The following is a 22,005-nucleotide window of genomic DNA, read 5'->3' on the forward strand; positions in this document are numbered from 1 at the left end:
GGGCCGGTCTTCGATCGAAGCACCCGGGGTGTGGTTCTCCGGGGGCCACTACCGAGGACCGGCGGCGGTGAGGCGGCTTCTCGTTCGGTATTGCGTTGTGCGACCAGACTAATTGCCGTCCGGTACGTCGCGCACGTACAGCAAAGGGAGCGGCCCCCTCAGAGTGGGAACCGCTCCCTTCACGGCGTCTTACTTGGCGCCGCCGGCCGCACCGCGGCGGATGCCGAGGCGGTCGACCAGCGCACGGAAGCGCTGGATGTCCTTCTTGGCCAGGTACTGCAGCAGACGGCGACGCTGGCCCACCAGGATCAGCAGACCACGGCGGGAGTGGTGGTCGTGCTTGTGCGTCTTGAGGTGCTCGGTCAGGTCCGAGATACGGCGGGAGAGCATCGCGACCTGCACCTCGGGGGAGCCGGTGTCGCCCTCCTTGGTGCCGAACTCGGACATGATCTGCTTCTTCGTAGCGGCGTCGAGAGACACTCGGTACTCCTCTGGGTGTTCGATGCGCCCACGAGTGCCCCTGGTCTTGATCTCAGGGGAGCTTCCGTGACTCGGAGGCGAAGGTCCGATGAGCGCTGCACCCAGAATCCGAGATTCCGGGAATCGCGTACACAAACGGCCGTCACACAGCGTACCAGCCCTCCGCGTCCCTCTTGACGGGCGGTCCAGTACCTGTTCCTGGGTCCTGTCCGGGCGATCAGGCCGGATGGGGACCTAGCTGGTCAGGGAGCGGGCCGCGTTGAAGACGTCGAGCACGGCCAGGCAGAGCGGGACCAGCGAGAGCAGGACGGCACCCTCGGTGAGGTCGAGCAGCCGGCCCCAGAAGGGTGACAGGCCCTTCTTCGGGATGACCAGGCCGATCGCGGTGATCAGGGCGGCACCGGCGGCGAGGGCCGCGGTGAGCCAGATCGTACGGATGTCGAGGCCGCCGCGGTCCCCGTACATCAGGAGATCCTTGACGAGGTCGACGGGCGGATTCAGGGACAGGCCGAGGATCAGCAGCGCGACCGCCGCGATGCCGGCGACCAGGGTGCAGGCGACTTGCGAGGTGTAGCGGAAGAGACGGGCGCGCAGCAGCATCGCCAGACCGGCGGAGAGGGCGAGGAGCTGGCCCCACACGCTGCCGGAGAAACCGAGCACGGCGGCGCAGCCGACGACGACCGCGGCGCAGCCGCCGACCAGGCCGAGCAGCATCTCGTGGCCGCGGCGGGCCTGGGCGGCGATCCGCTCGCCGTCAACAGGCTGGGCCTCGGGGGCCTCGTTCGGGTCGCCCGGGATGTCGTCGTAACCCTCCGTGGCGCTGCGTGGCGATGCGTAGCCGATGGGCAGCCGGGCGAAGCGGGCGGAGAGACCGGGCAGGAAAGCGACCAGGCCGATGGCGACCGGGGCGACGGCGGAGGCGGTCTCGGTGGCGGAGGCCTCCGTGAGGATCGCGACGAAGGTGGCGAGGGTGCCGGTGGCACCGAGGAAGGTGGCGGCGACGAAGGGGGCGTCGCCGCTCGGGGTCAGCGCGACGAGACTGACGGAGGCGACCAGGACGGTGACACAGCCGAGCAGGAACTGCAGCTTGCCGGGGCCCTGGCCGGCGTCCGGGCCGATGATGCCGGAGCCGGCGATCAGCAGCATCGGCAGGGCGCCGAGTCCGAGGGCGACGGCGGTGGCGCGGTCGGAGTAGACCCGGGCGCGCACACCCGCGAAGGCGGTGAGCAACAGCCCTGCCGCGCCCGCGATGATGCCGGGCAGGCTGTGCATGTCGTGACGGACCGGGTCGGCGAACCAGAGCACGAAGCCCATCAGGACCAGCAGCAGGACACCGCCCACCAGGCCCGCCCCGCGCAGGAGTTCGTCGCTCCACAGATGCCGGTCACGGGTGACGGCGGAGGCGACGGCGTCTGACACGTCGTCGAAGACGGCGGGCGGCAGGGACTCCGCGAAGGGGCGCAGGCTGAGTACTTCACCGTCGAGTACCTGCTGCGCGGAGAGCGACCGGGCGCCGTCGAGCACAGTGCCGTCGCGGCGGACCAGGTGGTATCCGGTGGGAGTTCCCGGAGTCTGGGTCTGGCCGGTGAGACGCAGAATCTCCGGGTAGACGTCAGCGACGGCGATGTCCTCCGGGAGGGCGACATCGATACGGCTGTCAGGCGCCACGACGGTGACGCGGCAGAAGCCGGTCGCTGCGGTCGTACTCACGTGTCTGGTCCCCCTGATTCGCGGTTGCGCACACTGCGCGCGCCACCCTACCGGGACGCGCCCGATGGGCCTGCACGTAGGATCACCGTCGCGCGGAGGGAAGTCCGCAGCAAAGGCCGTCACGGGGGCGTCGGCGCCGAATCCGGCCGTCCCTCTTCCATCCGTAACGAGGGATTGATGCTCCGGTGAGCCAGATCGTCGTCAAACGCCCGCCGAGGTCACTGCCGCCTGAAGTGCCCATGGATGAGCTGGCTCTTGAGGCTCCTCCGGAGCTGCCGCGAGGGCAGCAGGAGGGCATGCTGATGCAGATCCTGCCGGTGCTCGGCATGAGCTCTTCGGTGGTCTTCTTCTTCTCTCCCCAGGCGCCGCCCTTCATGCGGATCATGGGTGTTCTGATGCTGGTCTCGACCGTCGCGATGGTCGTCGCCCAGGTCGTCAGATTCCGTCGCGGTACGCAGGGGCAAATGGCTGATGTCCGTCGCGACTACCTCAAATACCTTGCCCAGACACGGCGTACGGTCCGCAAGACCGCGCGCAAGCAGCGCGACGCCCAGCTGTATCTGCACCCCTCCCCCGAACAGCTCTGGTCCGTGGTGGCCGAGGGCTCACGGGTGTGGGAACGCCGGGTGGGCGACAAGGACTTCGGCCAGGTGCGGGTCGGGCTCGGCGCGCAGCAGCTGGCAACTCCCCTCATAGCGCCGGACACCGCGCCGGTGGATGAACTGGAGCCGCTGGCCGCCGGTGCGATGCAGCAGTTCCTCGCGGTGCACGGCTCGTTGGACGGGCTGCCGATGGCGGTCTCGATGCGCGCCTTCTACCACGTGACGGTCTCCGGAGAGCCGGAGTCCGCGCAGTCCGCGGCGCGCGCGCTGGTCTCCCAACTGGTGACGCTGCACTCCCCCGAGGACCTGGTGGTCGCGGTGGTGGCGGCGCCGGGCGCGGTCGCGCGCTGGGACTGGACGAAGTGGCTGCCGCACACGCAGGTACCCGGTCAGGTGGACGGCGCCGGTACGAAGCGGCTGTTCGGCGACGACCTCGGTGAGCTGGAGCAGCTGCTGCACGGCCGGCTCGACGGCCGGCCGCGGTTCAGCCGGGAGAACCAGCCGGTGTTGGACCAGCCGCACATCGTGGTCGTCCTCGACGGCGGCATGGTGCCTGCGGACTCGCTGTTCGCGGCGGCCGAGGGCTTGCAGGGCGTCACCATCGTCGAGGTCGTCTCCGGGGATCTGGACGAGCCGCGCGGCGGTCTTTCGGTGGTCGTGCGTCCCGGCCGGCTGCGCCTGGAGTCCGGCCACCGGGTGGCGTACGAGGGAGTGCCGGACGGGATCTCGCTGCCGGCCGCCGAGGCGCTCGCGCGTCAGCTGGCGCCGTTGCGGATGGGCGGAGGCGACGACGACGAACCGCTGCTCGCCAATCTGGACTTCACGGATCTGCTGAACCTGGGCGACGCGGCCGGTGTCGATGTGGCCCGCACCTGGCGGCCGCGTTCGGTTGCCGAGCGGCTGCGCGTGCCGATCGGTGTCGGCGAGGACGGCCAGCCGGTGATGCTGGACCTCAAGGAGGCCGCGCAGGAGGGCATGGGCCCGCACGGTCTGTGCGTCGGCGCGACCGGTTCCGGCAAGTCGGAACTGCTGCGCACACTGGTCCTCGGCCTCGCGGTCACGCACTCCTCGGAGACGCTCAACTTCGTCCTCGCGGACTTCAAGGGCGGTGCGACGTTCGCGGGCATGTCGCAGATGCCGCACGTCGCCGCCGTGATCACCAACCTCTCCGACGACCTGACACTGGTCGACCGCATGGGCGACGCGATCCGCGGAGAGCTCCAGCGGCGGCAGGAGCTGCTGCACAAGTCCGGCAACTACGCGAACATCCACGACTACGAGAAGGCCCGCGCGGCCGGTGCTCCGCTGGAGCCGCTCGCCTCGCTGGTCCTCGTTCTGGACGAGTTCTCCGAACTCCTCACCGCCAAGCCCGACTTCATCGACATGTTCATCCAGATCGGCCGCATCGGCCGTTCGCTGGGTGTGCATCTGCTGCTGGCGTCACAGCGCCTGGAGGAGGGCAAGCTGCGCGGCCTGGACACCTATCTCTCGTACCGGATCGGTCTGCGGACCTTCTCGGCGGCGGAGTCGCGTACGGCGATCGGTGTGCCCGACGCGTACCACCTGCCGTCGGTGCCCGGCTCCGGCTATCTGAAGTTCGGCACGGACGAGATGACCCGCTTCAAGGCGGCGTACGTCTCCGGCACGTACCGCACCGGAGTGCCGGAGACGTCGGTGGGGCATCTGCCCATCGAACGGCTGCCCGTGGTCTTCACCGCGGCCCCTGTGCCCGTGGTGTACGCGGCTCCCGACCCGGCCGGGACGGCCGCGGCGCATGCCGCCGGGGACGAGGCGCTCGCGGACACGGTCCTCGATGTGATCGTGCGCCGTCTGGAGGGCCAGGGCGTGCCCGCGCACCAGGTGTGGCTGCCGCCGCTGGAGCAGGCGCCCACGCTCGACCAGTTGCTTCCGGGACTCGCGCCGACCGCCGAGCGCGGTCTCACCGCGACCGAGTACACCCGCCCGGGCGGTCTCACCGTCCCGCTCGGCCTCATCGACAAGCCCTTCGAGCAGCGCCGCGAGGTGCTCTACCGGGACTTCTCCGGTGCCGCGGGCCACATGATGGTCGTCGGCGGTCCGCAGTCCGGCAAGTCGACGCTGATGCGGACGCTGATCTCCTCGTTCGCGCTCACCCACACGCCGGGCGAGGTGCAGTTCTACGCGCTGGACTTCGGCGGTGGCGGTCTGACCTCGCTGGCCGACCTGCCCCATGTGGGCGGGATCGCTTCGCGCCTCGACCCCGAGCGGGTGCGGCGTGCGGTCGCGGAGGTGATGGGCGTGCTGAACCGGCGCGAGGAGTTCTTCCGCGCCAACGGCATCGACTCCATCGGCACCTACCGGCGCAAGCGGGCCGCGGGTGAACTGCCCGGCGAGGCATGGGGAGACGTCTTCCTGGTCATCGACGGCTGGGGCGGCTTCAAGAACGACTACGAGATGCTGGAGCCGGTCGTCGCCGACCTCGCGGCGCGCGGTCTCGGCTACGGCATCCATGTCGTCATCACCGCCGCCCGGTACATGGAGGTCCGCGCGGCGCTCAAGGACCAGATGCTGGGCCGCCTCGAACTGCGCCTCGGTGATGTCATGGACTCCGAGTTCGACCGCAAGGTCGCGGCGAACGTGCCGCCGGGTGTGCCGGGCCGCGGCCAGGTCCCGGAGAAGCTGCACTTCATGACGGCTCTGCCGCGTATCGACTCGATCAGCAGCTCGGGCGACCTGTCGGAAGGCACCGCGGCTTTCGTGCGGGCGGTGAAGTCGAACTGGGCGGGCGCCCCCGCGCCGGCGATCCGTCTGCTGCCGCGCCGGCTGCCGGCCGAGCAGCTGCCCAAGGGGTTCGAGTACCCGCAGCACGGCATCGCGATCGGTATCGACGAGACGAACCTGGAGCCGGTGTTCGTCGACTTCGAGACGGATCCGTTCTTCCTGATCTTCGGCGAGAGCGAGTCCGGCAAGACGGCGCTGCTGCGGCTGATCGCCAAGCAGATCACCGAGCGCTACACCCCGGAGCAGGCCCGGATCGTGGTCGGCGACTACCGGCGCACGATGCTGGAGGCCGTACCGTCGTCGCATCTCCTGGAGTACGCGCCAATGACGTCCGCGATGGAGATGCACATGGACGCCATCAACACGGTCATGGGCAAGCGCGCGCCGAAGCCGGACATCACTCCGCAGCAGCTGCGCGACCGCAGCTGGTGGACGGGACCGCAGCTGTTCGTGCTGATCGACGACTACGAGCTGGTCGCCACCAACTCCGGCAATCCGCTGTCGGCGCTGGTGGAGAATCTGCCGTTCGCCCGTGACGTCGGCATCCGGTTCATCATCGCGCGCAGTCAGGCCGGAGCCTCCCGGGCGATGTACGAGTCGTTCATGCAGCGCATCAAGGAGCTGGGCGCACAGGGCGTCATCCTGTCGGGCGACCCGGGCGAGGGCGACATCCTCGGCAATGTGCGGGCCCGGCCGATGCCTCCGGGGCGTGGCACGTTCGTGTCGCGCAAGCGGGGTGCGCCGCTTGTTCAACTCGGGTGGATGCCGGAGCAGTAGGGTGGTCGCGCACCTCGATCGTCACACCCGTGGAGGGACCGCGCCGATGGCTGACGCCAGCGAGAAGGAACGCCAGAAGGAAGAGCTGTACGCCCTCGACATCTCCGGTGTGGAGTGGCTCAGCGCGCCCGGCACGAGCCAGGACGAGGAGCGCGTCGAGATCGCGCACCTGCCGGACGGGGCGGTCGCCATGCGCTCGTCGCTCGACCCGGAGACGGTGCTGCGGTACACCGAGGCCGAGTGGCGCGCGTTCGTACTCGGCGCGCGCGACGGCGAGTTCGACCTGAGGTAGTCGGCCGGAGCGGTCCGGCCGAGGCATGTGCCGTTACGGCAAGGGGGGTTGCCCGCATCGGCGGGCAACCCCCCTTGTGGTACGCAGGGTTCGTCAGTGCATCATGCGGAAACGGGCGGCGTTGCCCTTGTCCGTGTCCTGGTAGCCGATGACCGACTCGTCGAGCAGACGGGCGATGTGGGCCAGGTCCTGGTTCATGCCGTCCATGTCCCGGGCGAGGCGCGCCTGGATCTCGGTGTACGCCGTCTTGGACTCACCGTCCCAGTTGCCCGCGACGTTCCTGACGTGCGTCATCAGCGTCTGGAGCTGCTCGCTGAGGTACGAGGACGTGCCGCGGACATCGCTGGCCGCCGTGGTCACTGTGTCGTAATTGACGGCAGTGGTCATTCTCTAACTCCTAGTGGCGAGGTTCGACGGAGGATGGGTGACTCAGACGTCGAGGATGGCGCTGCCCTTGGAGGCTTCCATCTTGCGGAAGGACGAGATGCGCTCGGTCTCGTGCGCATCGAAGCCGTCGGCGCTCATCTTGATGAGGTTCTCGAGGTTCTCCAGGTCGCGCTGCATGCTCCGCAGACGGCGGTTGAGGTCCGACTGAACCCGGTCGTACTCGAGGCTGGCGGCACCCTTCCAGCCGGCCTGGATGCGGTCGACCACGCCGTTGAGGGACGTGATGCGACCGTTCAGCTGGTCCTGGAACGTCTGGACCTTGCCCGCAAGACCAGTGATCTCACTACTCGTTACATTCAGGTCTTTCGACATCGTGCCCTTCTTCCTTCAACGGTGACGTAGACGGAAGCCATGTGGATGCCGCCCCCGTGCCGGACCCGGTCCTCACCAAGTCCGGCTGTCACTCTAACCACTTGATACGACAGTTCCAACTGCAAAGTCTGGAGGGAGACTTGGCTCACCGGGCCCGTGTGCGCCGGGTGTCCCTGATGACCGTGGCCGCCCCCGCGACCACGGCCACCAGGACGACGCCCATGCCCAGCGCGTAGGTTGCATAACGCTCGTTGCGTTCCTGGACGGTCTCCGTCATCGCCAGATGCGCCGGTTCCGGGGCGGGCGGTTTCGGCGGGCCGGGGTCCGCGTGCGGGGCCGCGATCGGGTGGCCGTCGCCGCTGAGCGCGCGCACCGGGTCGACCACTCCCCAGCCCACGAAGTTGTCCCTGCCGTTCACGCTGCGCTCGGCGGTCTGCTCGATCTGCGCGATGATCTGCGCCACCGTCCACTTGGGGTACTTGGCTTTCAGCAAAGCGGCCACTCCGGCGACGTAGGGGGCCGAGAAGCTGGTGCCGTTGTCGACGCACTGGCCGTTGCCCGGGACGGTGGAGACGACGTCGACGCCCGGTGCCGCAACGCCGACGAAGGTGCCCGCCTGCGAGAAGGCGGCACGCTCGTTGTTACGGTCGGAGGAGGCGACGGCGAGCACTCCGGGGAACGCCGCGGGGTAGGTGGTCTTCAGCTTGCCGTCCATGCCGTCGTTGCCGGCGGAGGCGACCACCACGATCTTCTTCCGGATGGCCCGCTGTACGGCCTGGTTGAGCGGCGAGGTGGTGGGCAGCGGCTTCGTGGTGTCCTGCGAGATGTTGATGACGCCGGCGCCCTTGGCGACGGCGTGGTCGATCGCCGTGGCCATCGTCGATTCGTTGCCGGTGTTGTTCTCGTCGTTCTGGCGGATCGGGATGATCGTGGCCTCGGGCGCCAGCCCGACGAAGCCGGTGCCCTTGCGGGGGCGCGCGGCGATGATCCCGGCGACCTTGGTCCCGTGGCCGACCTCGTCGACCGTGCCGTCGGTCTTGCCGCGCTTGTCGTCGCCCGCGCCCGGGTTCTTCTTGTCGGGCGTGAGGAGGTCCCTGCCCGCGGAGGCGTCGACGGCGGACTTCAGCTGGATGTTGTCATCGTCCACACCGGTGTCGATGACCGCGACGCGTACACCCTTGCCCTTGGTGTCCTGCCAGAGCTCGTCGAGCAGAACCCGCTGGAGCGGCCAGGGGATCCCTTCGATCTGCTCCTTCATCGGGAACGTGCACTCGCCGCTGCCGTCGACACCGAGCACGCCGGGCGTCTCGTCGGCATACGCGGCAGGAGGCACGGCCGCCAGGCTTGTCAGTGCCGCCGCGGCACTGACCACGGCGGCCTTCCTGCACAGGTGCAGCATCGGTGGCACTCCCCTACGAACCCTGCGGCTGACGCGCGCTGTTGGTGTCCAGGCGGGGTCCCTTGGAGAGGAACTCCGACCAGGTGATCGGGACGAGCGTGGGGGTGACCTTCTCGTAGCCGAGCCGGATCTGCGCCTGGCTGGGCTCGGGGCGGCCGTCCTGCTGCTTCTCCTGGTCCCCCGTGCCGATGTCGGAGCGGCCCTTGTCGCTGTCGCCGTTGGCCTGGACCGCGTACCGCAGTCCGGTGTCGGTCACCAGGAACAGCGATCCGTCGGGCTTCGTCTGGTTGCCCTGGACCTGGGTGAAGAGCAGGCCGGTTCCCGGAGTGACGTAGGTGCTGGTGCCACCCGCCGTGATCTCGGCGGGGTACTCGGATCCCGCCCAGGTCGACAGGGTCGTACGGCCCTTGTCGTCGACCTTGCGCAGCACGCTGCACACGGTGTCCCGCTCGCCGCCCGCGTCGTTGACCTGATCGGCCTTCAGCGAGGGCCAGCGGTACTCCGTGCCGAAGAGGTCGTTCTCGGGCGAGAAGGAGGCCGCGTCGACGACGGTCGCCTTGCCTCCCATGTTGAGAGTGTCGGTCTGCGGGGAGTTGATGAGAAGCCAGGCCGTGAAGTCCGAGACCGGCTGGACCTTGCCCGGGAGGACCACGTAATGCTGCGGTCCGGAGCCGGTCTGGGCCTGGAGCACCATGCCGACCCGGTCCTGCTCGGGCGTCAGCCCGCCTCCGACGCCCGCGGAGGATTTGACGCTGCCGGGGATGACGGGGAAGTCGATGGGGCTGCCGGTGTGCAGGGTCGCCAGCCAGTCCTCGGTGACGGACTGCGGCTCCCGGCTGCCGACGAGGGCGCGCGTCAGAACGGAGGAGTCGGCCGGGGTGCCGCGCACCAGATACCTGGTGCCGTCCGCGTCGACGAGATAGCGCAGCCCGTTCTGGCCCTTGACGTACAGGACATGACCGCCGGTCAGGCGCTTGCTGCCCTCGGTGCGCTTCATGTCGCGCTCGCCGAGGACGAACGTGGCCTTCTGCGCGGTGCCGCCCTTGCCGCCGCCGGGCTGCTCGCATACCGCCCAGCGCTTGGCCTTGGCGGCCTCCTTGTCGCTCGGCAGCCGGTCGGGTGCGTACGGAATGCCGAGGATGGGACCGCGCGGAGGCTTGCCCGCGTCGAGGATGTCGTCGCTGACCTGGATCACCTTGAACTGCTGGGGGTTGAGCAGCAGTCGTGCTGACGCGAGGTTCAGTACCGGGTGCAGCAGGACCTTCTTGTTCTTGCCCTTGCCGGTGGCCAGCACCACATAGCGGGTAGTGGAGTCCTTGCCGATGATGACCTTGGTGCCGGGCGCCGCCCAGTCCTTGGGGGCCTTGGGCTTGAACATGCCGAACGCGCCGAAGCCCGCCAGGATCAGCGCACCGACGATCAGGCTGGGGATGACGGCGCGCATCGGGCGCGGCGCCCCCTCCTCCGTGCCTGTGGCGGAGGGTTGGAGGAATGCGGCCACCGTGCGCTTCTTCGCAAAGGTGTACGCGTTGAGCTCATCCCGCCGTGATGCCATGAGTCCCCATTGGTAAAGAAGGCACTGTCTCCCCGCGGGGCCTTGTGGTGAGCGCGGTCCCCCGGGCCGGCCTGCCGGACCGGCCCCCTACTATGCCTGTTGATCGACGGTGTCTGTGGGGCGGGTAGGGTGATCCAGCCGCCGAAAGCCTTGCTGTACAGGGCTGGACAGGGTGATCGGGATGAATTGGGGCCTAATGAACCGGGGGGTGCCGCAATAATGGCTTCCGCGACGCGGGTACGACCGGGACCCCGGGGGCAGGCTCCGACTCGGCCCGCAGCGCCGTCCCAGGGACCGGCCGCACCCCGGCTCAGGGCACGACCCGGGCACTTCGGTTCGTTCCGACTGCAACAACTCGTACTGATCGAGATCGCCGCCGCTCTGCTGCTCATCGCCTGGGTGATCGATCCGCTGATGCTGGTGCCCGCCGGAGTCGTGGCAGCGCTCCTGGTGCTGCTCGCGCTCGTACGCAGACACCGCCGCTCCCTGCCCGAATGGCTCGCCACCGTCTTCGCGTTGCGTGCCCGCGGGCGCAGGGCAGCGTCCCTGACTCTGCCGCCCGGCACGGAACCCGGACTGGCGCCCGCCGTCGAGTGCGACCCGGCCCTGCGGACGTACAGCTACAGCGACCGCGACCGGCGGCCGGTCGGAATGATCGGCGACGGAACCTTTCTGACGGCGCTGCTCCAGGTCGAGGCCGGCGCGAGCGCCCTGAGGCCCGACCGGACCGCTCGGCCACTGCCGTTGGCGCTTGTACGGGATGTCCTCGACGTCGACGGCATCCGTCTTGAGTCCGCGCAGATCGTTCAGCACACCCAGCCCGCGCCCGCACCCCATCTGCCGCAGCAGTCGGTGGCGGCGCGCAACTACGCACCGCTGCAGGCGCAGACCGGCTCGCCCGCCATCCGTATCACCTGGATCGCGCTCAAACTCGACCCGGAGCTCTGCCCGGAGGCGGTGGCCGCGCGCGGCGGCGGGATCGAGGGCGCGCAGAAGTGTCTCGTACGCTCGGCCGACCAGCTGGCGAGCCGGCTCACCGGCGCCGGGTTCAAGGCGACCGTGCTGACCGAGCAGGAGCTGACGGCCGCCGTCGCCACCTCCTCCTGCGCGAGCCCCATGGCCATCGCCCAGGCGGGCCGGGCGGAGGTGCCCGCGCGCCGCACCCAGGAGACCTCACGCACCTGGCGCGTCGACGACCGCCGCCACACCACCTACTGGGTGGGCCGCTGGCCCCAACTGGGCGGCGGTGGGGCCCCGATGCCCCAGCTCGTCGCGCTGCTCACCTCGATCCCCGCGCTGGCCACGACCTTCAGTCTCACGGTGGGCCACGGCGACCGGCAGGGCGTGTCGGTCACCGGCCATGTCCGTATCACCGGGCGCAGCGACGAGGAACTGGTCGCCGCACGTCATGAACTGGAGCGGGCCGCCCGCGGGGTCAAGACCGGTCTCGTACGGCTCGACCGCGAGCAGCTGCCCGGGATGCTCGCCACACTGCCGCTCGGGGGAGCCCGCTGATGCCTTCGTCTGCCGCCAAGCCGCGCATCGGCTTCGGACTGATCGGACCGCGCCGTGACCGGCACGCGCTGTCGCTCGACCAACTGGCCGCGCTCGCGCTGCCCGTGGGCGACGACGGCGTGGTCATCGGTGTGGACGCCGAGGGCCGGCCAGCGGTGCTCGGGATCAACAGACCCACGCCGTACGACGTCACGCTGATCGGCGGTCTGTGGACCGCCCAGGTGCTGGCGCTGCGTGCGGCGGCCACCGGCGCACGTGTCACCGTCGAGACCGGCCGGGCGCACGCCTGGACGACGCTTGCTCAGGCGGCGGGCGGCGGGACACAGATCATCTCGCTGCACGACGTGGGCAGGGTGCCGCCGCAGGGCGCATCCGCCGGCAGTCCGGTGGTCGTCGTGCGCGACTGCGGTATGCGTCCGCCACGTGGCCGTGTCGTCTCCGGTCCGTGGCAGTCGGTACTGACCCTGCTGCCCTATCTGAGCCCGGTTGCACCGCGGCTGATGGAGAAGTCCGGCCTGGTCGGCGTCCAGCGGGTCTCGCCCGACGAAGCCGCCCAGATCGCGCGCATCATGCATCTTCCGCGGCCCGAGACCGAGGCGCTGTCCACGCTCGCGGACGGGGTCACGCTGTGGTGCACACCGCGGGACCGGCAGTTCGTCATGACGCAGGCCACGGACGCCGAGACCGGATTGTTGGGCAGCGCCCGGCGGATGGACTGACGGCCGGACAACCGTACGCAGTTGTACTGATTTGACCCGTCAGCTTTCTCACCCTCCGCCAGACCCGCCTCACTTGGGGGCGGGGCGTGACGTACGGGAGGGGAGCCGCCGGGCGGCCGGGCCTGCCGGACGGGCGTTGTTGACGATTAGGGTGGGAGAGGGAGCGGCAGAGAACCTGTGGACAGCCCGGCCGCGTCCCCAAGGGGAGAGCCCGGGCCGATCGAACGACACAGGTCGCCCCCATCCACGACGGCACAAGGCTGCTCGACCACTCAAGGAGGCAAAGTGAACGGCGATCGGGACGAGATCCGCGGGGGCTGGAACATTCCCGTCGATGATCAGTCCGACGCGGAGCCCGCCGAGCTGACGGGTGAGTTCACCATCGACTACACCCCGCCGGCCTGGTACACGCAGAACGCGTCGGGCGCCACAACGGGCGGGGCCGCGGGTGCGGTCCAGCAGGGGTCCACGCCGCCTCCGCCGCCGAACGGAGCGCCGGTCGCCGTGCCGGGGCTGCCGGTGGGCAGTGGGTTCGAGCCGAACTGGGCGCCCGTTCCGGCGCCCGCCCCTGCCCCGGCTCCTCCCGTGCAGCAGACGCCGCCTCCGGTGCCCACCCCCTCACCCACACCGGCTCCGGCTCCGGTGCAGCAGACGCCTCCGGCTGCTCCTGCTCCGGCGCCCGTGCCTGCTCCCGCGCCCCCCGTCACCGAGGCTGCTGCCGGGCCCGCGCCGCAGCCCTTCGGAGGCGGCGAGGTGGAGAGCGGTGCGACGATGCGGTTCTCCCCCGCTGCGCTGAAGCGCGAGATGGAGGAGCGCGCGGCGGCCGAGAAGGCCGATGCCACAGACGTGCCTGCCACGGCCTCCACCGACGAGCCGGCTCCCGCGGGCTCCGCGGACGGGCCCGCGGACGCTGCCGCCACCCCGGCGGCGGACGATGCGGCACAGACCGTGGACGAGAGCCCCGCGGAGCCGGTCGAGCCCGTCGAGGCCCCGGAGGCATCCGGCGCTGCCGAGGAGACCGGTGAGGTTGCCTCGGACACCGCGGTCCGGGCCAACGCCCAGTCCGGTGACGCGAGCGCCCCGCAGCCCGGGACGGAGGTGAGCGGCGAGGAACCGTCCGACTTCCCCCTTCAGGACTCCGTGTCCGAGGACGTGGATCCTCAGAACGCGGATAGTCAGGACACGGATAGTCAGGACGCCGATCCGCAGGCCCCGGAGCCGCAGGACGCAGTGCCGCAGGACGCGGTGCCACTGGGGCCCCTGCCCGCCGTCGCCGACGCGCCGCAGGTCACTCCGCCGGGCCCCGCCCCGGCGCAGCCCTGGCCGGCCACGCCTCCTGCGCCACCCGCGCAGCCGCAGCCTCAGGGCGCGGGCCTGCCACCGCTGCCGCCCGCCTTCCAGCCGGCCGCTCCTACGTCCGCGCCTCAGTGGCCGGTCTCCGCGCAGACCGCCGAGCAGTCCGACGCACCGCATGCCCAGCAGCCGGTGCAGGGTGGCTACGGGTTCCCCCAGCAGGGACAGCAGCCACAGCCTTCACCTCAGCAAGGCGGCTACGGCTTCGCGCAGCCAGGACAGCCCGGGCCGCACCCCGGCGCGCAGGCACCCGCACCCGTCGCGCCCCACCCCCAGCCGTACCAGCATCCGGTCCAAGGCGGCTACGGGTTCCCCCAGCAGGGACAGCAGCCACAGCCTTCCCCCCAGCAGGGCGGCTACGGCTTCCCGCAGCCAGGACAGCCCGGGCCGCACCCCGGCGCGCAGGCACCCGCACCCGTCGCGCCCCAACAGCCGCAGCAGCCGCAGACACCTCAGGTTGCGCAGCCGCCGAATCTGCCCGCGCCCGTAACGCCCCACCTGCCGGCGCAACAGGCCCACCCGCAGCAGACCCACACCCAGCCGCCGCCGGCCGCGCCCGTCGACCCGCGCACCGGTGCCGCCTGGCCCACGCCCGTGACGCACGATCAGCGCGAGCGCTCCGTACCGGGCGCCCCTCTCGGGTACACCGCGGCCGTCGAGCTCTCCTCCGACCGCCTGCTGCGCAACAACAAGCAGAAGGCCAAGAGCAGCCGCATCCCCGGCGCCGCGGCCCGTTTCAAGATCGGCGGCAAGAAGGAAGAGGCCGAGCGCCAGCGCAAGCTCGACCTGATCCGTACACCGGTGCTGTCGTGCTACCGGATCGCGGTCATCAGCCTCAAGGGCGGTGTCGGCAAGACCACGACGACCACCGCGCTGGGCTCTACCCTGGCCACCGAGCGGCAGGACAAGATCCTGGCGATCGACGCCAACCCCGACGCCGGCACGCTCGGCCGCCGGGTGCGACGCGAGACCGGTGCCACGATCCGCGACCTGGTCCAGGCGATCCCGTACCTCAACTCGTACATGGACATCCGCCGGTTCACCTCCCAGGCGCCCTCCGGTCTGGAGATCATCGCCAACGATGTGGACCCGGCGGTCTCCACGACGTTCAACGACGAGGACTACCGGCGCGCGATCGACGTCCTGGGCAAGCAGTACCCGATCATCCTCACCGACTCCGGCACCGGTCTGCTCTACAGCGCGATGCGCGGAGTGCTCGATCTGGCCGATCAGCTGATCATCATCTCGACGCCGTCCGTCGACGGTGCGAGCAGCGCCTCGACGACGCTCGACTGGCTGTCGGCGCACGGGTACGCGGAGCTGGTGCAGCGTTCCCTCACGGTCATCTCCGGGGTTCGCGAGACCGGAAAGATGATCAAGGTGGACGACATCGTGCAGCACTTCCAGACGCGCTGCCGCGGAGTGGTCGTGGTGCCGTTCGACGAACACCTCTCGGCCGGCGCCGAGGTCGATCTCGACATGATGCGCCCCAAGACCCGGGAGGCGTACTTCAACCTCTCGGTACTGGTTGCCGAGGACTTCGTTCGCGCCCAGCAGCAGCAGGGCCTGTGGACCGCGGACGGTAACCCGCCACCGCACATGGCCCCGCCGATGCCGGGCCATCAGCAGGCGCCGGGGCAGCCAGTGCCTGGTCAGCCGATGCACGGTCAGCCGTACGCCCCTCAGCAGCCGCACCAGCCATACCCCCAGGGGCAGCCGCACCAGCCATACCCCCAGGGGCAGCCCCACCAGCCGTACGGGGGACAGCGGCCTCCCCAGCAGCCCTACCCGCCCCAAGGCGCCCAGCAGTCCTACCCGCCCCAAGGCACCCAGCAGCCCTACCCGCCGCAAGGCACCCAGCAGCCCTACCCGCCGCAAGGCACCCAGCAGCCCTACCCGCCGCAGGGCTGGCAGCAGTCGCTCCCCTCGCAGGCACAGTCCCCCGCGAGTCCGGCCGGACCACCGCCCGCACAGCCGGGACACACCGGTCACCCCGGCCGGCCGGGCGATCCGGGACAGCCCGAGCTGCAGGGCCCCGTGCCTCCCGCAGGATGGCCTCAGCCGCAGCCTCCGCAGGCACCGCCAGCCCCTCAACAGTAGGGCGACAGAGGTCTCAACCAATGAGGGTCCGCACCGTTCCGAGGTGCGGACCCTCAGCGCATTCCCGCAGCCCACAAGGGGTTTGAGGGGCCGTTGACTCAGTGGTGCACCGCTGATAAACCTTCATTTCACCGGCCGGCGAACCAGAGATCGACACGCCTTCTCCCAGCGAGTGATGACGCGAGGTCCCCCTCCATGGTCAACGCAAAGGTTCCCCCACGCATCCGAATGCTTCTGGCCTCCGGAGCCGCCACCTTACTGGTGGCGGGCTCGGCCGTTCCCTCGGCGCAGGCCGCCGACGGCGGCGGCAAGGACGGCGGAAAGAAGGTCCTCACCGTCGCCGTCTCGCAGAGTGTGGACTCCCTCAGCCCCTTCCTCGCGCAGAAGCTCGTCAGCACCACCGTCCACCGACTGGCCTACGAGTACCTGACGAATTACGACGTCAGGGACGCCCATCCGATCCCCGGTCTGGCCACCGCGTGGAAGACGTCCCCGGACAAGCTGACCTGGACGTACACGATCCGGAAGAACTCCCGGTGGTCCGACGGGAAGCGGGCCACCGCCGAGGACGCCGCCTGGACCTTCAACAAGATGATGACGGACGAGAACGCCGCCACCGCCAACGGCAGCTTCACCGCCAACTTCAAGAAGGTCACGGCTCCCGATCCCGAGACCCTCGTCATCGAGCTGAAGAAGCCTCAGGCGACGATGCTCGCCCTGGACGTACCGATCGTGCCCGCACACGTCTGGGAGAAGGTCGGCGACTTCTCGAAGTTCAACAACGACAAGCAGTTCCCCATCGTCGGCAACGGCCCCTTCGTCATCACCGACTTCAAGGTCGACCAGTTCGTCAAACTCAGGCCCAACAAGGACTTCTGGCGTGGTGCGCCCAAGTTCGACGAACTGGTGTTCAAATACTACAAGGACGGTGACGCGGCCGTCGCAGCACTGAAGAAGGGCGAGGTCTCCTTCGTCCAGGGGCTCACGCCCGCACAGGCCACGGCCCTGAAGAGCGCCGACAACATCAAGGTCAACGACGCTCCGGGCCGCCGCTTCCTCGCTCTCGCGACCAACCCCGGCGCGAGGTCCAAGGACGGAAAGACCTTCGGCAGCGGCCACAAGGCACTGCTCGACCCGGCCGTGCGCAAGGCTCTCCTCCACGCCACCGACCGCTCGACCATCGTCGACAAGGTCTTCCAGGGGCACGCGGTGGAAGGCGAGGGCTACATCCCGCCGCGCTTCGCCTCCTACTTCTGGAAGCCGACGGCACGTCAGAAGACCGCCTACGACCCGGCGAAGGCAGCCGCCCTCCTCGACGGGGCAGGCTACCGGAAGAACGGCAGCGGCAAGCGCGTCGGCAAGGACGGCAAGGCGCTCGACCTGCGCGTCCTCTGCCATGCCACCGACCCCAACGACAAGGCGATCGGCAAGTACCTCCAGGAGTGGTGGGGCGAGCTCGGGGTCGGGCTGAAGGTCGACTGCCTCGACAATGTCTCCGACCCCTGGCTCAAGGGCGACTACGACCTCGCCTTCGACGGCTGGTCCGTCAACCCTGACCCGGACTTCGTCCTGTCCATCCACACCTGCGCGGCGCTCCCTGCCACACCCAAGGACTCCGGCGCCACGGACAACTTCATCTGCGACAAGCAGTTCGACGGACTCTACGCACAGCAGACCGCCGAGTACGACGCCGCCAAGCGGACCGCGCTGGTCAAGCAGATGGAATCCCGGCTGTACGACACGGGCTACATGAATGTCCTCGCGTATCCGAACGCTGTCGAGGCGTACCGTACCGACCAGATCAAGTCCATCAAGACGATGCCGGAGGCCGCGGGCAATCTCTGGGGTCAGGACGGCTACTGGAGCTGGTGGTCGGCGGAGCCGGCCGCCGGGAGCAGCAACTCCGACGGCGGCACCTCCATGGGCGTGGTGACCGGTATCGGAGTGGTCGTGGTCCTCGCCGTCGGACTCGGGCTCATCGTCGTGATGCGTCGCCGTTCCACCGCGGAAGACCGTGAATAGTCGATGAGCACCACAAGCACCACCGGCTCCGCCGCCGTGGCCCTGGCCCCCGAGGCCAGGGCCACGAGCGGCGGGAACGCACGCGCCTATCTCCTCTATGTCGGGGGCAGGCTCGGCGGCGCCGCGGTCTCGCTGCTCGCCGTTCTCGTCACCAGCTTCTTCCTCTTCCGGATCATCCCGGGCGACCCCGTGAAGGCCATGACGCACGGCGCGCCCACCTCCGCCGAACAACTGGCGGCGCTGCGCAGGCAGTTCGGCCTCGACCAGCCGATGTGGCAGCAGTTCACCGACTACTGCGGCAAGGCGCTGACGGGGGATCTCGGCACCTCGTACCAGTTCCACGCGCCCGTCGGGGAGCTGATCGCCCAGAAGCTCCCGGCGACGCTCCTGCTCACGGGTGTCGCCGTGGTCATCTACTCGACGATCGGGCTCTGGCTCGGCACCCGTGCGGCGTGGCGGCACGGCAGCCTCGGCGACAAGCTGAACACGGGCGTGGCGCTGACCCTGTGGTCCGTGCCGTCGTTCTGGCTGGGGCTGCTGCTGATCATCACTTTCTCGGTGGGCGCCGGTCCGATCCCCGGTCTCTTCCCGACCGGCGGCATGGAGTCGGGCGACGAGACCGGCTTCGCGTACGTCGTCGATGTCGCGCACCACATGGTGCTGCCGGTCATCACGCTGGTCGCGGTCGGTTACGCCCAGACGCTCCTGGTGATGCGATCCTCCCTGCTCGACGAGATGGGCAGCGACTATCTGACGACGGCACGGGCGAAGGGGCTGCGCGACGACGCCGTACGCCGTCGGCACGCCGTGCCCAACGCACTGCTGCCCACCGTCACGATGGTCTTCATCAACCTGGGTCATGTGGCGGCCGGCTCGATCCTCGTCGAGACGGTGTTCTCCTGGCCTGGCCTCGGCGGGCTCTTCTACCAGGCGCTGAGCGTGCCCGATCTGCCGCTCGTCCAAGGCCTGTTCGTGGTGTTCGCAGGTGCGATGATCGTGATGAATCTGCTGGCCGATCTGCTCTATCCGCTGCTCGACCCCCGGGTGGGCCGATGACTGCCGCTTCCCTCACATGGACGCGCCGCCGCGACTCGGTCAGCCGGTTCTGGCGCGCGTACCGCACCCATCGGGCCGGGCTGTACGGGCTCGTCGGGCTCGCGCTCATCGCCCTGATCGCCGTCGCGGCGCCGCTGCTCGTCGGCGACGACGTGCAGAGCGTGACAAACGCGCCGGGCAGCGCGCTGGAGCCGCCGAGCGGAGAATTCCCGCTCGGGACGGACCAGTTCGGGCGCTCGCTGCTCGGGCTGCTGGTGTGGGGCGCGCGGATCTCGCTCACCGTGGGCCTGCTGGCGGCTGCCCTGTCGGTGGCGATCGGCACGCTGGTCGGCATCATCGCCGGGCACTACGGCGGATGGTTCTCGACCGTCGTCATGCGGATCACGGACTGGTTCCTGGTGATGCCGACGCTCGTACTCGCGATCGTCCTGGCCACCGTGATGTCCCGGAGCGTGTGGACGGTGGTCCTCGCGATCGGCGTCACCAGCTGGCCGACCACGGCGAGGCTCGTGCGGGCGCAGACGATCGCGGTCGAGTCCCGTCCGTACATCGAGCGCGCGAGGGCCCTCGGCGGCGGCCACGGCCACATCATGACCCGCCATGTGCTGCCGAACGTGATGCCGCTGGTGCTCGCGCAGACGACGCTCGGCATCTCCACCGCGATCCTGACAGAGGCCACGCTGGCCTTCCTCGGCCTCGGCGATCCGACGGTCGTCTCCTGGGGCGGGATGCTCCAGGACGCGCGGGAGGCGGGCGCGGTCTCGTCCGGCCACTGGTGGTACCTGGCGCCGCCCGGGATCGCGATCGCGCTGGTCGCGCTCGCGTTCACGCTCTGCGGCCGGGCGATCGAGGCCGTGCTCAACCCGAAGCTGGGGGTGGCTCGTTGAGCCTGCTCGAAGTCAGGAACCTTCAGGTGACATACGGCACCGGCGCCCGGGCGGTGCCCGCCGTACGCGGTGTCGATCTGAGTGTGGCCCCCGGGCAGAAGCTGGGCATCGCGGGCGAGTCGGGCTGCGGCAAGTCGACGCTCGCCCTCGCCCTGCTGCGTCTTCTCCCCGCCTCCGCCAGGCTCTCGGGCAAAATCCTGCTCGACGGGGAGGATGTGCTCGCCATGAAGTGGGGGCGGCTGCGGGCCGTGCGATGGGCGGGGGCGTCGATCGTCTTCCAGGGGGCGATGCACTCGCTGAACGCGGTGCACCGTGTCGGGGAGCAGATCTCCGAGCCGATCCTGCTGCACAGCGGGACGACGCCGGCCGCCGCGAAGAGGCGCGTCCGCGAGCTGCTGGCGCATGTAGGGCTGCCCGTCGCCCGCGCCGACGCGTATCCGCACGAACTGTCCGGCGGACAGCGGCAGCGCGTGATGATCGCCATGGCACTGGCCTGCGATCCGCGGCTGATCGTTGCCGACGAGCCGACCACAGCGCTCGACGTCATGATCCAGGCGCAGATCCTGCGGCTGATCGAGCAGCTGGTCGCCGAGCAGGACATCAGTCTGCTGATGATCAGCCACGATCTGGCCGTGCTCGCCGACACCTGCGACCGGCTGGCGGTGATGTACGCGGGGCGGGTCGTCGAGGAAGGCCCGGCCCGGACCGTGTACGGCTCGGCTTCGCATCCGTACGGCCGGGCCCTGGCCGCGGCCTTCCCCCGCATCGGCGACACCGCCTCCCGCCGGGCCCCGCGCGGCCTGCCGGGCGACCCGCCCGATCCCTCCGCGCTGCCGGGCGGCTGTACGTTCCACCCGCGCTGCCCCGTCGCGGTCGACGCGTGCGAGCGGGAGGACCAGGTGCTGGTGGCGGCGGGTGAGGGGCACCGGGCGGCGTGCGTCCACGTGGGCGCTGCCCTGCCGACGGAGAAGCGCCTGTGACCCCCTCGCCCAGCGGTCAGGAGCCCGCCGTGAACTCCACTCCCCTGCTGTCGGCCGCCGGTCTGCACGTCACCTTCCCCGGGCGGCGCGGCGGCCCGTCCGCCCGTGCCGTCGACGGGGTCGACCTCGACATCGGCACGGGCGAGATCGTGGCCCTGGTCGGCGAGTCCGGCTGCGGCAAGACGACGCTCGCGCGCTCGCTGCTCGGCCTGGTGCGGCCGACCTCGGGCCGGGTGACGTTCGGCGGCGAGCCACTGTCGTACACCTCCCGCGCGCTCAAGTCGTACCGCAAGCGGGTGCAGTTGGTGCTCCAGGACCCGAGCGGCTCGCTCAACCCCCGGCACACGGTGTACGACGCGGTCTCCGAGGGCCTGCGGATCCACGGGTACGCCGGGGACGAGCGCGAGGCCGTCGCCGAGGCGCTGTCCCGCGCCGGACTGCGCCCTCCCGAGCGCTTCTTCCTGCGCTACCCGCACGAGCTGTCGGGCGGCCAGCGTCAGCGCGTGGTGATCGCCGGGGCACTGGTGCTCGGGCCCGAACTGATCGTCGCGGACGAGCCGGTGGCCTCCCTCGACGCCTCGGTACGGGGCGAGATCCTGGCGCTCCTGCTCCGTCTGCGGGACGAACTGGGCCTGTCCGCGCTGGTCGTCACGCACGACCTGGGCCTCGCGTGGAACATCGCGGACCGGGTGGCGGTGATGTACCTCGGACGGATCGTGGAGTCGGGCACGGTCGAGGAGGTCCTGACGTCCCCCCGCCACCCCTATACGCAGGCGCTCCTGTCGGTCCTCCCGGAGGCGTCCGGCCCCCCGGTGGTCCTCACGGGCGAACCCCCGGACCCGACCCGCATCCCGTCCGGCTGCCGCTTCCACGCGCGCTGCCAGGTGCTGGCGTCGGGAGAGGCGGAGAGTGCGGGGGTGGCGGACAAGTGCCGGACGGGGGTGCTGGAGGTGTTGGGCAGGGGGGCGGGGGTGGCATGCCACTGGGCGTGAGGGTGTGCTCCCCTGTCCGGCCCCTTCCCGAAACCGGGGCGGTTCCC

16 protein-coding genes are annotated in these 22,005 nt (G+C 70.1%); 10 read left to right on the top strand and 6 right to left on the bottom strand.

All coding sequences use genetic code 11. The annotated features are described in order from the left end of the window. Positions 1-189: 189 nt before the first annotated feature. Positions 190-480 carry a 30S ribosomal protein S15 gene (gene rpsO / locus OG293_RS08460; protein WP_215096097.1) on the bottom strand — a complete coding sequence of 97 codons (291 nt, stop codon included), beginning with the start codon at positions 478-480 and terminating at the stop codon, positions 190-192. Positions 481-714: 234 nt separating this feature from the next. Next, complete coding sequence (gene eccD, locus OG293_RS08465) at positions 715-2,190, bottom strand: type VII secretion integral membrane protein EccD (protein ID WP_405998150.1); 1,476 nt, start codon at positions 2,188-2,190, stop codon at positions 715-717. Positions 2,191-2,375: 185 nt separating this feature from the next. Here eccD and eccCa point away from each other — a divergent pair, with 185 nt between their 5' ends. After that, positions 2,376-6,329, top strand: coding sequence for a type VII secretion protein EccCa (gene eccCa / locus OG293_RS08470; protein WP_405998151.1), 3,954 nt, complete (start codon positions 2,376-2,378; stop codon positions 6,327-6,329). A gap of 46 nt (positions 6,330-6,375) precedes the next feature. Beyond that, complete coding sequence (locus OG293_RS08475) at positions 6,376-6,621, top strand: DUF397 domain-containing protein (RefSeq protein WP_405998152.1); 246 nt, start codon at positions 6,376-6,378, stop codon at positions 6,619-6,621. Between the two features lie 93 nt (positions 6,622-6,714). Here the strand turns inward: OG293_RS08475 and OG293_RS08480 are convergent, their stop codons facing one another. From OG293_RS08480 to eccB, 4 genes are all read right to left on the bottom strand, one after another. Further along, the gene (locus OG293_RS08480; RefSeq protein WP_405998153.1) at positions 6,715-7,008 is read right to left on the bottom strand and encodes a WXG100 family type VII secretion target; all 294 of its coding nucleotides are present in this window, start codon (positions 7,006-7,008) and stop codon (positions 6,715-6,717) included. A 42-nt stretch (positions 7,009-7,050) separates the two neighbouring features. Further along, complete coding sequence (locus tag OG293_RS08485) at positions 7,051-7,380, bottom strand: WXG100 family type VII secretion target (protein ID WP_405998154.1); 330 nt, start codon at positions 7,378-7,380, stop codon at positions 7,051-7,053. Between the two features lie 145 nt (positions 7,381-7,525). After that, on the bottom strand, positions 7,526-8,779 hold the full coding sequence (gene mycP, locus OG293_RS08490; protein ID WP_405998155.1) for a type VII secretion-associated serine protease mycosin: 1,254 nt from the start codon (positions 8,777-8,779) through the stop codon (positions 7,526-7,528). A 13-nt stretch (positions 8,780-8,792) separates the two neighbouring features. Continuing rightward, on the bottom strand, positions 8,793-10,334 hold the full coding sequence (gene eccB / locus OG293_RS08495; protein WP_405998156.1) for a type VII secretion protein EccB: 1,542 nt from the start codon (positions 10,332-10,334) through the stop codon (positions 8,793-8,795). 219 nt (positions 10,335-10,553) lie between these two features. On the opposite strand from eccB, the gene eccE reads away from it, so the two are divergent. From eccE to OG293_RS08535, 8 genes are all read left to right on the top strand, one after another. Then, a complete protein-coding gene (gene eccE, locus OG293_RS08500) occupies positions 10,554-11,849 on the top strand; it encodes a type VII secretion protein EccE (protein ID WP_405998157.1) in 1,296 nt (431 codons plus the stop codon). Continuing rightward, positions 11,849-12,568, top strand: a complete 720-nt coding sequence (locus OG293_RS08505) for a hypothetical protein (RefSeq protein ID WP_405998158.1) — start codon at positions 11,849-11,851, stop codon at positions 12,566-12,568. The genes eccE and OG293_RS08505 overlap by 1 nt, the downstream gene beginning before the upstream one ends. Before the next feature lie 285 nt (positions 12,569-12,853). Further along, positions 12,854-16,021: an SCO5717 family growth-regulating ATPase gene (locus OG293_RS08510; protein WP_405998159.1), complete on the top strand. Its 3,168-nt coding sequence runs from the start codon at positions 12,854-12,856 to the stop codon at positions 16,019-16,021. A gap of 195 nt (positions 16,022-16,216) precedes the next feature. Further along, positions 16,217-18,043, top strand: a complete 1,827-nt coding sequence (locus OG293_RS08515; RefSeq protein ID WP_405998160.1) for an ABC transporter substrate-binding protein — start codon at positions 16,217-16,219, stop codon at positions 18,041-18,043. Positions 18,044-18,046: 3 nt separating this feature from the next. Further along, positions 18,047-19,099 (top strand): ABC transporter permease, encoded by a 1,053-nt coding sequence (locus OG293_RS08520; protein ID WP_405998161.1) that lies wholly within the window; start codon positions 18,047-18,049, stop codon positions 19,097-19,099. Next, complete coding sequence (locus OG293_RS08525; RefSeq protein WP_405998162.1) at positions 19,096-19,986, top strand: ABC transporter permease; 891 nt, start codon at positions 19,096-19,098, stop codon at positions 19,984-19,986. Before OG293_RS08520 ends, OG293_RS08525 begins: the two co-directional genes overlap by 4 nt. Then, entirely contained in the window at positions 19,983-20,966 is a 984-nt protein-coding gene (locus tag OG293_RS08530) for an ABC transporter ATP-binding protein (protein ID WP_405998163.1), read from the top strand. The genes OG293_RS08525 and OG293_RS08530 overlap by 4 nt, the downstream gene beginning before the upstream one ends. Beyond that, positions 20,963-21,958 (top strand): ABC transporter ATP-binding protein, encoded by a 996-nt coding sequence (locus tag OG293_RS08535; RefSeq protein WP_405998164.1) that lies wholly within the window; start codon positions 20,963-20,965, stop codon positions 21,956-21,958. The genes OG293_RS08530 and OG293_RS08535 overlap by 4 nt, the downstream gene beginning before the upstream one ends. Positions 21,959-22,005 lie beyond the last annotated feature (47 nt).

It is taken from the genome of Streptomyces sp. NBC_00829 (assembly GCF_045161795.1).
Classification (GTDB): Bacteria; Actinomycetota; Actinomycetes; order Streptomycetales; family Streptomycetaceae; genus Streptomyces.

Bases quoted from the DNA above. Each gene is read 5' to 3' on its own strand.
- OG293_RS08475 (WP_405998152.1), top strand. From the start codon at position 6,376: ATGGCTGACGCCAGCGAGAAGGAACGCCAGAAGGAAGAGCTGTACGCC.
- OG293_RS08480 (WP_405998153.1), bottom strand. From the start codon at position 7,008: ATGACCACTGCCGTCAATTACGACACAGTGACCACGGCGGCCAGCGAT.
- OG293_RS08485 (WP_405998154.1), bottom strand. From the start codon at position 7,380: ATGTCGAAAGACCTGAATGTAACGAGTAGTGAGATCACTGGTCTTGCG.
- mycP (WP_405998155.1), bottom strand. From the start codon at position 8,779: ATGCTGCACCTGTGCAGGAAGGCCGCCGTGGTCAGTGCCGCGGCGGCA.
- eccB (WP_405998156.1), bottom strand. From the start codon at position 10,334: ATGGCATCACGGCGGGATGAGCTCAACGCGTACACCTTTGCGAAGAAG.
- eccE (WP_405998157.1), top strand. From the start codon at position 10,554: ATGGCTTCCGCGACGCGGGTACGACCGGGACCCCGGGGGCAGGCTCCG.
- OG293_RS08505 (WP_405998158.1), top strand. From the start codon at position 11,849: ATGCCTTCGTCTGCCGCCAAGCCGCGCATCGGCTTCGGACTGATCGGA.
- OG293_RS08515 (WP_405998160.1), top strand. From the start codon at position 16,217: ATGGTCAACGCAAAGGTTCCCCCACGCATCCGAATGCTTCTGGCCTCC.
- OG293_RS08520 (WP_405998161.1), top strand. From the start codon at position 18,047: ATGAGCACCACAAGCACCACCGGCTCCGCCGCCGTGGCCCTGGCCCCC.
- OG293_RS08525 (WP_405998162.1), top strand. From the start codon at position 19,096: ATGACTGCCGCTTCCCTCACATGGACGCGCCGCCGCGACTCGGTCAGC.